We start from the raw sequence: 13,572 nt of genomic DNA, 5'->3' as shown, positions 1-13,572 counted from the left end.
GCGAGCGCAAGTAAAAAATAAAAAAGTTGCCTATGTTTGATTATAAATGCAACAAATTTGTCGTATCTAATCAAAAAATAGGCAACATAGTGGCTTAGAAGCGATATTGATACTGTTGAATATTGTCGTAAATTTCTTGGGTCAGCTCGCAATAAGCAGATTGGTTTGGCAATAACACCAGAATTTTTTCATCACACTGTTTTAAATCAAAACCTTGAGTTTTCAGGGTGTTCTTCTGATATTTAAATGTACCTGTGGTTTGCATTTGCTTTTGAATGCGTAAAAAAACGGGTACTGCATAAGCGGGCATTGCTTTTTTAAACTCCACCAGCATTTGACGCAAGTCTTGTTCATCTAACTGGCAGCCTTCGTTTAAGGTAATCGCAGCCATACCTGCACGACCATTGGTATGTGGGATTTCAACGCCATACACGACAGCTTCAGCAATTTTTTCATAGTCACTGACAATGTTTTCTACTTCTGTGGTGGATACGTTCTCACCTTTCCAGCGGAAGGTATCACCTAAACGATCAACAAACTGGGCGTGACGGAAGCCAATGTCGCGGACTAAATCGCCCGTGTTAAAATAGGCATCGCCTTGTTTAAACACGTTTTGCATCATCACCGCCTTGTTTTTTTCAGGGTCGGTGTAGCCATCAAACGGTGAGCGACGGGTGATTTTTCCAATCAATAAGCCGACTTCGCCTTTTTTGACTTTCATGCATTTGCCTTTGGCATCGCGTACGGGTTCATTTTTTTCTTTATCAAACTGAATGACCGCATAAGGTGTCGGTGAAAAACCAACCGTGTTGTCAAAGTTAAACACATTGCTAAAGCCGACGTTGCCTTCGCTAGACGCATACAGTTCCAGAATTTCCTGAACACCAAAGCGTGTTTTGAATTTGCTCCAAATATTAGGACGCATGCCATTGCCAATCATTTTGGTCACACGATGCCCACGCTCTAAATCAGAAGCAGGCGCATCCATTAAATAACGGCACAATTCGCCCACATAGCCAATCGCAGAGGCATTGAATTTGTGTACATCTTGCCAGAAGCATGAAGTGGAGTATTTTCTACGGATGGCAAAGGTGGCACTGCCTGCAATTACGCCACACCAGCACACCACAATGCCTGTGGCGTGGTACAGCGGCAGAGTGCAGTACATCACATCATCCTGATTTAAACCCAAGACATGACCATAGGTACCATAAGCCAACGTCCAACGGCTATTGGTGAAAATCACCGCTTTAGGTAAGCCTGTTGTACCTGAGGTATAGATATAAAACAGCCCATCTTTGCCCTGTACTGACTGTGTGGTGGCAGGGTTAAAGCTTGGGAATGATGCAATGCATTGCGCTAAATTTTGAAAACCTTCAGGGGCAGTGCCAGCATCGGTACGGGTATTTTGATCTGCAAACCAATACAGTCGATTTTCTGTAAGCTCAAGTTCTTGGCGAATATCGGCAACGGCTTGACGACATTCTTCCCCCACAATCACGGCAATTGGTTTGACTAAATTGATGCTGTGCGCCAAAACTTTGGCAACTTGTGCGGTATTGACCAAAGCCACGGTAACGCCAATTTTTGCTAAGCCAATGACACTGGCAATTAATTCAGGGCGATTTTCCAACATCACCGCAATGACATCACCTTTACGTGCACCTATGCTTAAATAGTAATGGGCAATTTGGTTGGCCCAAGCATTGAGCTGTAAATAGCTGTACTGCTGATCTTCAAACACTAGTGCACAGCCATGCGGGTTACGATGCACGGCTTTTTCAAATGCTAGACCTAAGCCTGCAGGCGTGTTGGGTGTGCGTAAATAGGCTTGCTTTAACCCTGTGATCAGGTGAGGCACTTTAGTCATAAACTGCGGAATTTTTGCCGCAACATCCGTTAAGCCAATTAAATCGCTTTTTGTCATCTGGTTCATAAGAATCCTGTTTTTGTCATCATCCGTTGCATCTGCACAGCATCACGTCTTGTTGTTTTGTAATCCCTAAGTCCTAGTGCAATCAACCTAATTTTTCAGCTTTGTTAGGTGTTTTTAGAAAAGCTGTTAAAAATCAAAAACACCTAAGTTCAAATTAGCTCGCTTAAATTTAAGTCAGCACCGCGTTGGCTCTAAAGTAGCAAAAAAAATCCAGCCATTAAAATGACTGGATTTTTTTATTCCGCTGCAAAAGTGCGAATTACGACTCAGTTGGCGGAGTTACTTTTTTAGGTGGACGGCCACGTGGACGACGCGGACGCGCAGTTTTCTCTTTCTCTGCTTTGTCCTGTTCAGATTCAGCAGTTTCGACTGGGTCGTCTACAGCCAATTCCGCTTGTACAGGTGCGACCACTTCAACGGCAGTTTCTTCTTGCGCTGCTGCAGTTTCAGTGACAGCTTGTGCAAGGTCGTCTTGCGCGTTCAACTCAGGCTGAGTAGCTTCAGTTGTAGCCACTGCTTCAGGGTTTACTTCTGTAGTTGCTTCGACTTCAGTGCTTACTGTTGCAGACGTTTCTACCGTAGAACTTGCTTCTACAGATCCTTCTGTAGCTGCCACAACTTCAGTCGTTGGCTCTGCTGCAGGTGTGCTTTCCGCTTCAGCTTTTTCTACTGCCTGTGCTTGCTTGGCTTGTTCCAATGCTTGCTCAGCAGCTTGTTTGGCTAAACGACGACGCTCACGCGGATCGTTGGCAACACGCTTATCTGACACTGGTTTTGGTGGTGTTAGGTCTAACACAGGTGCAGGCTCAGCTTCAGGAGCAGCTTTGGCAACTTCCACATCACGAGTGACAGGTTTTTTCTCTGCCACAGGCGCAGCTGTTGCAAGCGTTGCCGCATATTCATCGGTGAACTTTTGCAAAGCACGATTGAACGTTGGAATTAAACCAAACTGTTCAATCAGGACTGAGCAATCTTCACCATAGACGTGGCGAATCAGACTACCAATGCTGTATTGCGCTAAAGTTGGCACCTGTGAAGGCGTTAACTTTGGTGCAGCTGCTTGCTGTGCTTGAGCTTCACGTTGCTGACGACGACGCTGACGCGGATCGTTGCTGGCACGTTTTGCAGGCGCAGTCGGTTGTGCTTGTACTTCCGCAGGTGCAGCTGTTTCTTCTGCAACAACTGGAGCAGCTTCTACCGCAGCAACAGCTTGAGTTGGTTCAGCAACCGTTTCAGGCACAGTTGCTTCTACTGCTGTGACTGGTTCAGCCGCTAATGGCGCAGCATTCAATGCCACAATTTCAGTTTGAGCCTGATCGACATTCACCACCAAAGCCGTCGTGTTGAACTCTTGACGCGGTGCATCAATTAAGTCCACTTTCGGCTGATTAGAAGTCACTGCGGTAGGTGCTTGCTCATTCAATACGCTTGGGTCGCGGTGACGATTTGGGCGTTCTGGACGAGGTTGGTTACGACGGTCACGACGTGGTACGGCATTTTGCTGCTGCTCATTGTTGTTTTGAGCTTCTTGCTGCTGCGGTGCTTGGTCATTGTTGTGCTGACGACGAGAGTTGCGTTTGTTTTCACGCGCTTCTTGACGTTGCTCCTGACGCGACATTTGAACCACTTCTTCATGCACTTGATGTTGTTGATTATCGTGCTGAGTTTGCGGCTCACGTTGCTCTTTGTGCTTGTTATTGTTGTTGCTGTGACGCGGCTTTTTGTTGTTGTGACGCGGAGCAGGTTTGTCTTCACGTTCAGCAGATTTATCTGCAGAGTCACGTTCAGTTTTTTGTGCCACTGTTGATGGTGCAAGGTACACATTTTGACTGCTTGCAGCAGGGGCAGTAGACGCAGTTGCAATTTGACCAAACTGACCACGGCTCACAGCACCGCTATTTACCATTTGCTCAATGGCTGCTGCAGCATTGTTGGCACTACGTGCTTGATCAATAGTGCTGGCTTGCTTTTGAACAAACAGGTTTTCTAACCATGCACATGGGCTTGCAGCTGTTGTAGCTGCCGCAGGTGCAAGCTGCTGTTGTGCAGATGCTTTATTTTGCTGTGCTGCTTGTGGTTTTCTTGCAGAGGTTTTTTCTGCCGCAGGTGCAGCAGCGTGGCTGTGCGCTTGATCGGCTTCTTCTAAATGCCATTCAGAAGATTCATAACCCAACTCTTTTTCGCTTGAACGAGTTGCTTCAGTACGTTCATAGCTGGTTGGTGCAAAGCCTTCAGGATTATACGAAATTTCGTAATGCGGGGTTTCTAAGTGTGGGTGAGGTAATACAGTCACACGCACATTTGAGGTTTGCTCAAGGTAAACCAGACTGTGACGTTTTTCATTCAGTAAGAATGCTGCAATTTCAACAGGTACTTCGACTTGAACTTCACCATGACGTTCACGCAGGGCAATTTCTTCCACTTTACGCATAATTGAAAGTGAAAGAGAGCGTAGGTCACGTACCATGCCTGTACCGTGACAGCGTGGGCAAACGTAACCAGTCGCTTCTTCAAGTGATGGACGTAAGCGCTGACGGCTCATTTCCATTAAACCAAAACGTGATAATTGACCAAATTGAATACGTGCGCGGTCACTTTGTGTTGCTTCACGAAGTTTGGCTTCAACCATACGTTGGTTGCGGTCTTTGGTCATGTCGATAAAGTCGATGACCACCAAACCACCGATGTCGCGTAAACGCAATTGACGCGCAATTTCTTCGGCAGCTTCAAGGTTGGTATTAAGCGCAGTATCTTCAACATCTTGACCACGGGTAGACTTAGCCGAGTTGATGTCAATTGAAACTAATGCTTCAGTTTGGTCAATGACAATTGAGCCGCCTGAAGGCAATTTCACTTCACGCTCATAAGCTGTTTGAATTTGGCTTTCGATGCCAAAATGCGCGAATAGCGGCTCATTTAAAGTATAGGTTTTTAGCTTGTCTAATTGACGTGGCATCACGGCTTTTACGAAGTTATAGGCTTCGTTATAAGCTTGTTCTGAGTCAATTAAAATTTCGGCAACATCATCACGTAAGTAGTCACGAATCGCACGTGTCACCACACCTGCTTCTTGGTGTACCAACATTGGCGATGGGCCAGAGCTTGCGGTGTTTTGAATTTGCGCCCAAAGGTCAAGCAAGTGTTGTAAATCAAGCTGTAATTCTTCTTGTGAACGACCAATGCCCGCAGTACGTACAATCACGCTCATGCCGCGTGGCACGTTTAAAGATGCCAACATTTCTTTTAGTTCTTCACGCACAGAACCTGAAATTTGACGACTGATACCGCCACCTTTCGGGTTATTTGGCATAAGCACTAAATAACGACCAGCCAAAGAAATGAAGGTAGAGAGCGCAGCACCTTTGTTGCCACGTTCTTCTTTTTCTACCTGTACCAAAAGCTCAGTGCCTTCAGTGATCAGTTCACGAATATTAGAAGTTTGGCGAGGGTCGGCTTTGTAATAAGAGTTTGCGATTTCACGCATCGACAGGAAGCCTTGGCGACCTGCACCGTATTCAACAAATACGGCTTCTAAAGAAGGTTCTACACGGGTCACATGACCTTTGTAGATATTCGATTTTTTTTGTTCACGGGTACGATTTTCTAAATCGAAATCGTAAAGACGCTGACCAGTGACAAGTGCAACGCGAATTTCTTCGGCATGTGTTGCATTAATCAACATACGTTTCATGGGTGTAACACCTAATAGTGATACACAGCAAAAAATCGCTAGACACGTAGCGAACATCAAGCATCACGGATCAACTGCTCAGATCTCAAAAAAACCAATTGTGGTCTGAGCTTTTTTTACCGGCCTTTTTGTGTGGGGCTGCGGTGTATGATTCACGTATTGATGATGGCAATACGGCTTTAACCTTTAAACGGATAAAGTCACCTGATCGCTTCACTGGCGGACGAGCGGTGTATTGGATGTGTGTAACTTTCACTGTCACATTGCTCGAAGATCATCTCTTCTTTCATAGATAGAGTGTCTTGATACGGAATTATCGTCGTATCTTTACAAATTGTGCAGATCCAATACATCAAACGCTTTAGCCTGAAGTGGTTTTCAGGGTGCGACTAATCTGATGTGTATCAGTTTACGTTTAAAAACCAACTGGAGTTGGCGACATATTTTTTCAGGCAAACTGATTTATGTACCTGAGGTACAATTAAACGCAACAGTTTGCTTTTTTGCCGATATAATAAGCCTTCGGCGTCGGCATAATTCTTTTGGGACCTGCTCGTATGTAGTGGGATGTTGGTTGATTGCTCTATTTCAGAAAAACCTGAAAAGATTCAACGTGAACCCACTGACGATGGTTTCCGTGCGCTGACTATATCAAACCTTGCATCATCTGCCTATGGGCTAAGCTTATGTTTCTTGTGTAAAGCATAGCCTAAATGATCAGTTTTTAATCAATTTTAGTATTTTATTAGGTCTCTTAACTGTATGAATTCTACCCAACAATGGCAAAGTGTCACTTGGTTTGAAGTGGATGAGCATCAAGCGGGTCAACGCATCGATAATTTTTTGTTTAGTCGTTTAAAAGGGGTGCCTAAAAGTCGCATCTATCGTTTGATTCGTGAAGGGCAGGTGCGGGTCAATAAAAAGCGCATTAAAGCAGAAACCAAACTGAATATTGGCGATCAAATTCGTGTGGCGCCGATTCGCTATGAACAAAAAGACGACAGTGCTGCTCCAATTTCAGACAAGGTGGCACAGGGTTTATTGAGCCGTGTGGTTTATGAAGATGAAGGCTTGATGGTGGTGAATAAACCTTCGGGCATTGCAGTCCATGGCGGCAGTGGCGTTGCCTACGGGTTGATTGAAGGCTTACGTGCTGCGACAGGTAAAAAATATTTGGAATTGATTCACCGTATTGACCGTGATACTTCAGGTTTGGTGATGGTATCTAAAAAGCGTAGCACCTTAAAAACGCTGCAGGACTTATTGCGCGAACATAAAATTCAAAAAACTTATGCGGCCATTGTCAAAGGGCAGGTGAGTTTAGATCAGCAATTGATTGATGCACCATTGCATCGTTATGAATTGGCCAATGGTGAACGTCGAGTACGTGTATCTAAAGAGGGTAAAGAATCCAAAACCCTGTGGAAGGTCGCAGAGCGTTTTATGCATGCCAGTTTGGTGTATGCATCGCCACTGTCTGGGCGTACCCATCAAATTCGTGTGCATGGTTTAAGTATTGGGCATCCTTTGGTGGGTGATGATAAATACGGACATCAAACTGAATACCGTGGTCCTGCACCACGTCGTTTGTGCTTACATGCTATGCGTTTGGAAATTCCGGGCTATCCTGTGATTGAAGCTCCTTTACCTGAAGATATGCAGAGTCTGGTGGCGCAGTTGAGAGCGCAAAAGGCGGATAAGCCGACAGCACCACCTGAGTTTTAATTTTTGTCATTCTCTATTGTGTGATAGCAGTTCCCTTCTTTTTAAAGATGAGGAACATTGTTTCTCAAGACGGAGATTGGGCTTTCAGGGGTAATTCACAGCCACATTTTATAGTTTTTAATTTAAATTCTTGTTGTATAGGCTATGCCTTACTTTTCAAAGATGAAAAGTAACAAAAAACTTTTGTTTCGCTGATGGAACATCCCTGTGCCACAGCGAAACGGCGACATCCATGTCGCCCTTCGCGTATCGAATATTTGTTGTGATATATGTGCTGATTCTTGGTCGTTTATCCTTTTGAGTTAAGGTAAAGCGAGGGAATTTAAAAGCCGAATCAAATCTAGGAATCTAATATGAACAAACCTGTAGAACTCATCATTTTTGATTGGGATGGCACCTTATTTAATTCCGTCGGTCAAATTGTGGCGAGTTTGCAGTTCGCAGCACAACAATTTCAGCAACCCCTGACCGATGCTGCGGCTAAAAGTATTATTGGTTTGGGTTTGCCTGAAGTGGCACAGCGTTTATTTCCTGAAGTGCCAGAGCTGCATCAAGCGATTTTGCAGTGCTATTCAGAACACTATGTCGAACACTCAAAAACCGATGCTTGGTTTGAGGGTGTGGCAGATATGCTCGATGAGTTGTCAGGTTTGGGACTGAAATTGGCAGTGGCAACAGGCAAAAGCCGTAAAGGTTTAGACCGAGTGTTGGCGCAAACCCAAAGTCAGGATTTGTTTGTGGCGACACGTGCTGCAAGTGAAACCAAATCTAAACCTGATCCTTTAATGCTGCAGGAAATTTTGAGCAGTACCGATGTGCAGGTCGGGCAAGCGATTATGGTGGGTGACACTTCTTACGATTTAGAAATGGCACAAAATATTGCTATGCCGCGTGTAGGCGTGAGTTATGGCGTGCATAGTGTAGAGGTGTTGCAGCGTTATCAGCCTTTAACCATTGCAGATGATGTGCCGAGTTTGCATGATTTTTTAGTGCAGCAATATCGTTTACGTCAGGCGAGTTAAACCCAGTAAAACAATTTAGATGAATTTGAAATTAGAGTAACTTGAAAAATTTCAGGTTGCTCTTTTTTTATGTACTTTTGGGAGCGTCATAAAAAGGCTTAGCTTTTAGTCTAAAGTTAGGATTAAGACATTTTAAGATTGCTGCGAATTGCCGAGTCAATGACTCGGAAAATAATGTCATAGCCTACAGACAACTGTTTTGCTTGCTTTTTATAAAAACAGACTAATAGCTAATAGCTATTGAAAAAAAGAAAATAAGTATTGGCATAAAAACGCCATTTTTCAGATGCTAAATCAGTTTATACATACCTCTGAGATGGACAGCTTATCACGCTGACGGTCAAGATCAGGGTCATGGTGCCTTTTCTTCTTTTATCACCTTTCCAACACCTCAGGGTATAAGCCCAATTTTTGCAGTTTAAGGAAACATTGATGTCGAATTCTGCTGTTGTTGAATCAGTTGCGCAAGTATTACGTACTGCCGAACTCTCTCAAACTGCGATCGCGCCAATCCGCCCAGAGCTTGGTGGTGAAAGTGCTGACGTAGATATTGCCTATGCCGTTCAAGAAGTGAATACCGAACGTGCCTTAAAAGAAGGCCGTCGTTTGGTGGGGCGTAAAATTGGTTTGACCTCTAAAGTGGTTCAAGCACAACTGGGTGTAGATCAGCCTGACTTTGGCATGTTGTTTGCCGATATGGCTTATGGTGATGGTGAAGCGATTCCTGCAGGTTTGCTGATTCAGCCAAAAGTAGAAGCAGAAATTGCATTGGTGATTAACCAAGATCTAACCAAAGAAAAACACACGTATGCGGATATTATCAGCGCGACTGAATATGCCTTGCCAGCCATTGAAGTGGTCGATAGCCGTATTGAAAACTGGAAAATTAGTTTGATTGATACCGTGGCCGATAACGCATCTTCTGCTGCATTCGTTCTAGGTTCAAAACCAGTCAAGCTAGAAAATCTGGATTTGGTGAACTGCAAAATGGTGATGACCCGTGGTGAAGAAGTAGTTTCTCAAGGCGTGGGTAAAGCTTGTTTAGCAAATCCATTAAACGCTGCCGTGTGGTTAGCCGATGAAATGGTGCGCCGTGGTCGTCCATTGTTAAAAGGCGACATCATCTTAACTGGTGCTTTAGGTCCTATGGTTGTTGCACAGCCAGGTGAAGAATTTAAAGTCGAAATTGAAGGCTTTGGTTCAGTGACAGCTGCGTTTGCTGCGGAATAAATCGAGATTCTAAGAGAGTACATGCATGAAAAAGATTAAATGTGCAATGATTGGTCCAGGTAATATTGGTACAGATTTGCTTTATAAATTACAACGCAGTGAATGGTTAGAGCCTGTGTGGATGGTGGGAATTGACCCAACATCTGAAGGTCTAGCTCGTGCGGCAAAAATGGGTTTAAAAACCACAAGTGACGGTGTAGATGGTCTTCTTCCTCACGTACTTGAAGATGACATTAAAATTGCTTTTGATGCAACTTCCGCTTATGTGCATGCAGAAAACAGTCGCAAACTGAATGAACTTGGCGTGTTGATGATTGACTTAACGCCTGCAGCAATTGGCCCATTCTGCGTACCACCAGTGAACCTTGAAGCGTTGCTACAAGCGGGCGAAGTGCCAAACGTCAACATGGTGACTTGTGGTGGTCAGGCAACAATTCCTATGGTGGCTGCAGTTTCTCGTGTTCAACCTGTGGAATACGGTGAAATTATTGCAACGGTATCGACTAAATCTGTGGGGCCGGGTACACGTAAAAACATTGATGAATTTACCCGTACAACTGCAGGCGCGATTGAAGAAGTTGGCGGTGCAAAACAAGGTAAAGCCATCATCATCATTAACCCAGCTGAGCCACCATTAATGATGCGTGATACCGTTCACTGCTTGGTGGAAGGTGAGCCAGATCAGGCAGCGATTACAGCATCTGTGCATGCCATGATCAAAGAAGTGCAAAAATATGTACCGGGTTACAAACTTGTAAACGGCCCTGTTTTTGATGGCAACCGTGTTTCAATTTTCTTGGAAGTTGAAGGTTTGGGTGATTACTTGCCTAAATATGCAGGTAACCTAGACATTATGACTGCAGCGGCTGCACGTACTGCAGAAATGTTTGCAGAACACGTTTTCAAAACTGCTGAAGCTTAAGGAATACCAAAATGTCTAAGATTATTATTAATGATATGACTTTACGTGATGGTATGCACCCAATGCGCCATCAAACCACGCCAGAGCAAATGGTTGCGATTGCCACTGCTTTGGATGATGCAGGTGTGCCTTTAATTGAAGTCACACACGGTGATGGCTTAGGTGGTAACTCTGTGAACTATGGTTTTGCAGCAGCTACTGATGAAGAATATCTGAAAGCAGTGATTCCAAACCTGAAACAGGCAAAAGTTTCTGCACTATTACTGCCAGGTATTGGAACAGTTGATCATCTGAAAATGGCGCATGATGTAGGCGTGGCAACCATTCGTGTGGCGACACATTCGACTGAAGCAGACGTTTCTGAACAGCACATTACTGCAGCACGTAAACTGGGTATGGACACTGTGGGCTTCTTGATGATGGCGCACATGGCTTCTCCTGAAAAATTGCTCGAAGAAGCACAAAAAATGGTGTCTTACGGTGCAAACTGTATCTATGTAACAGATTCTGCAGGCTATATGTTGCCTCAAGATGTGACTGATCGCGTAGGTATTTTACGTGCCAACCTCGCCTCAGACATCGAAATTGGTTTCCATGGTCACCATAACTTGGGCATGGGCGTTGCGAACTCTGTATCGGCTGTGACCGCAGGTGCAACCCGTGTTGACTTGGCTTCGGCTGGTTTAGGTGCAGGCGCAGGTAATACACCACTTGAATTGTTTGTAGCGGTCGCAAACCGTATGCAAATGGAAACAGGTGTGGACTTGTTTAAAGTGCAGGATATTGCTGAAGACTTGATCATTCCAATGATGACGCATCAAATTCGTGCAGACCGTGATGCAGCAACTTTAGGTTATGCAGGTGTTTACTCATCGTTCCTATTGTTCGCAAAACGTGCCGAAGCAAAATATGGAGTATCTGCGCGTGAAATTCTACTTGAGCTTGGTCGTCGCGGTACGGTGGGCGGTCAGGAAGATATGATTGAAGACTTGGCATTGACTATGTCTAAAGCACGTGAAATGCAAGCCTAAGTTTTTAATATAAAGCAGGCTTGAATTAAGCACTCCAAATGCGTTTGGGGTGCTTTTTTTATGCTGTGAAAGATGTAAAACGTGCTGAATTTTGTGCTAATTAAAATGTTTTTCTTATAAGTTAGGTTTATAGAAAATAACGCTAACACATGGGTTTAAAGTTAAAAAAGATTAATCCTTCACATGATGCAAAAAATAACAGCGTTTTTAACCTAAATTAAGTAGTGAATTCAAATAAAAATTCATTTAGTGAGGATTTTGAGCTTAATTTTTTATCGTTAAAAAGAATTAAAAAACTTGGAAAAAAGCTGCTCGATACAGAAAGTGCTGAATTTGTAGAAAAGCTTAATACTGTGGTCGGATTTTTTTCATGACAAGAGTTTTGCATGATGCCCAGATTCGCTTATTGGATGAATAGGAAAAACGCATGCATCGTCACAATTTATGGATAGTACTTTTTGCTGCGACAGCAACTTTAGGGACAACTGCAACTCAGGCAGATTTTATTGACGACAGCAATATTCAACTTAAATTTAAGAATTTTTATTTAGATCGTGAATATGCTCATGAAGCAGGACGCTCAGTTACTCCGGGTTATGGAAACTGGACTCAAGCTGTAACTTTAGATGCCAAATCTGGCTATCAAGATATTGGTGCAGGCATTCAAGTCGGTGCAGATTTATTAGCTCAATATGCGATAGGTTTAAAATCACGTGGTGAAGTGAATGATATTCACATGCCTTTTAACTATACCGAGAAGCGTACTGAGCGTGATAATGCAAAAGTTGGTGCAACTCTAAAAGTTAAATTTTCTGAAACTGAATTAAAAGTAGGTGACTTATTACCAATGTCACCTGTGGTGTTTTTTGACCCATCGCGTCAATTGTTAACGACTTATAGCGGTGCATGGTTAGAATCAAAGGATTTAAAAGATACTAAATTAACTTTGGCTTATTTAGACGGTATTAATGCACGTTATGATAACCAATACCAAGATTTTACGTTGTTCCCTCAAAATAATTTTTCTGCTGCTGAAGCGAATAAATTAAGCACAGACGATGGCATGTATCTTGTGGGAGTAGATCATCAATTTACCCCTAAAGTAGGTGGAAGTTATTGGTATGCGGATGTAACCAACATCTATCAACAACATTATGTCGCTGCAAACTATAAAACGACTTTGGCTGAAAAAACTAAGCTGGATACCCATGTACGCTATTTTGACAACAGCGAATCGGGTGACAAGCTGTATGGCAATATTGACAGCCAGGCCGTGTCTGCGGGTGCAAAAATCAACAATGGGATGCACACTGTACAGTTAGGTTATCAACAAATGTTTGGTGAGCACGGTACAAAAGCCCCAATGTTCCCGACCTTGGGCGGGTGGGTGCCGCAGCCTTACTTAGACAACTGGTCTGTGGCGAGCTTCATTCGTAAAGATGAGCGTTCTTGGAGTTTGGGTTATACCTATAATTTTGCCGATGTGGGTGTATCTGGTTTAACAGCGACAGTACGTCATTTTCGCGGTGATAATATAGATGGTACTTACCATAAGTTAACCAACAATGCTGGTCAGTCGCTTAAAGAGGGTAAAGAAAACGAAACGAATGTAATCGTAAATTATGTTGTGCCTGAAGGTAAACTTAAAGGACTTGGTTTTCAGTACATGTTCATCGATACCAACTTTAACTTTGCGAATGACTTAGAAGAACACCGTATCGCCACGACTTACACTTATAAATTCTAAAGCTAGATAAAAATCAGAGCGGCTTTTTATAGTCGCTCTTTTTTTAATATTTACTGAATAAATACCTTATATAAATTAAGACTTTTATTTTATTAAAGTTATAAAATTCAAAGAGTTGTTTAATCGTTTTTTTATGGGTTGTGATCGTAAATTTGTATCAGTTGATGCTGTGTGAACAGGTAATATAAGCCTGTAAAAAGTAATGTTGAATGAGTCCACTTGACGTCAAATTCTATACCTAGAGCCAAACGCAAGCTAAAGACTGTAC

General features: G+C 43.4%; 8 protein-coding genes. 6 read left to right on the top strand and 2 right to left on the bottom strand.

Annotation, left to right across the window (positions count from 1 at the left end; translation table 11 throughout):
• Positions 1 to 94 precede the first annotated feature (94 nt).
• Together FTV52_RS00450 and FTV52_RS00445 are read right to left on the bottom strand one after the other, a co-directional pair.
• Positions 95 to 1,936: a long-chain-acyl-CoA synthetase gene (locus FTV52_RS00450; RefSeq protein WP_096901309.1), complete on the bottom strand. Its 1,842-nt coding sequence runs from the start codon at positions 1,934 to 1,936 to the stop codon at positions 95 to 97.
• A 259-nt stretch (positions 1,937 to 2,195) separates the two neighbouring features.
• Positions 2,196 to 5,627: an Rne/Rng family ribonuclease gene (locus FTV52_RS00445; RefSeq protein WP_179989470.1), complete on the bottom strand. Its 3,432-nt coding sequence runs from the start codon at positions 5,625 to 5,627 to the stop codon at positions 2,196 to 2,198.
• Positions 5,628 to 6,389: 762 nt separating this feature from the next.
• Here FTV52_RS00445 and FTV52_RS00440 point away from each other — a divergent pair.
• The 6 genes from FTV52_RS00440 (at position 6,390) to FTV52_RS00415 (ending at position 13,304) form a co-directional block, all read left to right on the top strand.
• Entirely contained in the window at positions 6,390 to 7,352 is a 963-nt protein-coding gene (locus FTV52_RS00440; protein WP_179989468.1) for an RluA family pseudouridine synthase, read from the top strand.
• Between the two features lie 353 nt (positions 7,353 to 7,705).
• The gene (locus tag FTV52_RS00435; RefSeq protein ID WP_154321084.1) at positions 7,706 to 8,374 is read left to right on the top strand and encodes an HAD-IA family hydrolase; all 669 of its coding nucleotides are present in this window, start codon (positions 7,706 to 7,708) and stop codon (positions 8,372 to 8,374) included.
• Between the two features lie 432 nt (positions 8,375 to 8,806).
• Complete coding sequence (locus FTV52_RS00430) at positions 8,807 to 9,604, top strand: 2-keto-4-pentenoate hydratase (protein ID WP_179989467.1); 798 nt, start codon at positions 8,807 to 8,809, stop codon at positions 9,602 to 9,604.
• 25 nt (positions 9,605 to 9,629) lie between these two features.
• On the top strand, positions 9,630 to 10,526 hold the full coding sequence (locus tag FTV52_RS00425; RefSeq protein ID WP_096901306.1) for an acetaldehyde dehydrogenase (acetylating): 897 nt from the start codon (positions 9,630 to 9,632) through the stop codon (positions 10,524 to 10,526).
• 11 nt (positions 10,527 to 10,537) lie between these two features.
• Complete coding sequence (gene dmpG / locus FTV52_RS00420) at positions 10,538 to 11,557, top strand: 4-hydroxy-2-oxovalerate aldolase (RefSeq protein ID WP_096901305.1); 1,020 nt, start codon at positions 10,538 to 10,540, stop codon at positions 11,555 to 11,557.
• A 427-nt stretch (positions 11,558 to 11,984) separates the two neighbouring features.
• Positions 11,985 to 13,304, top strand: a complete 1,320-nt coding sequence (locus FTV52_RS00415) for an OprD family outer membrane porin (RefSeq protein ID WP_179989465.1) — start codon at positions 11,985 to 11,987, stop codon at positions 13,302 to 13,304.
• Positions 13,305 to 13,572 lie beyond the last annotated feature (268 nt).

It is taken from the genome of Acinetobacter sp. YH1901141, assembly GCF_013416935.1.
GTDB classification, from domain to species: Bacteria; Pseudomonadota; Gammaproteobacteria; order Pseudomonadales; family Moraxellaceae; genus Acinetobacter; species Acinetobacter towneri.
The sequence above is the reverse complement of the archived record's forward strand: the minus strand, read 5'-3'. Positions and strand labels throughout refer to the sequence as shown.

Bases quoted from the DNA above. Each gene is read 5' to 3' on its own strand.
- FTV52_RS00450 (WP_096901309.1), bottom strand. From the start codon at position 1,936: ATGAACCAGATGACAAAAAGCGATTTAATTGGCTTAACGGATGTTGCG.
- FTV52_RS00445 (WP_179989470.1), bottom strand. From the start codon at position 5,627: ATGAAACGTATGTTGATTAATGCAACACATGCCGAAGAAATTCGCGTT.
- FTV52_RS00440 (WP_179989468.1), top strand. From the start codon at position 6,390: ATGAATTCTACCCAACAATGGCAAAGTGTCACTTGGTTTGAAGTGGAT.
- FTV52_RS00435 (WP_154321084.1), top strand. From the start codon at position 7,706: ATGAACAAACCTGTAGAACTCATCATTTTTGATTGGGATGGCACCTTA.
- FTV52_RS00430 (WP_179989467.1), top strand. From the start codon at position 8,807: ATGTCGAATTCTGCTGTTGTTGAATCAGTTGCGCAAGTATTACGTACT.
- FTV52_RS00425 (WP_096901306.1), top strand. From the start codon at position 9,630: ATGAAAAAGATTAAATGTGCAATGATTGGTCCAGGTAATATTGGTACA.
- dmpG (WP_096901305.1), top strand. From the start codon at position 10,538: ATGTCTAAGATTATTATTAATGATATGACTTTACGTGATGGTATGCAC.
- FTV52_RS00415 (WP_179989465.1), top strand. From the start codon at position 11,985: ATGCATCGTCACAATTTATGGATAGTACTTTTTGCTGCGACAGCAACT.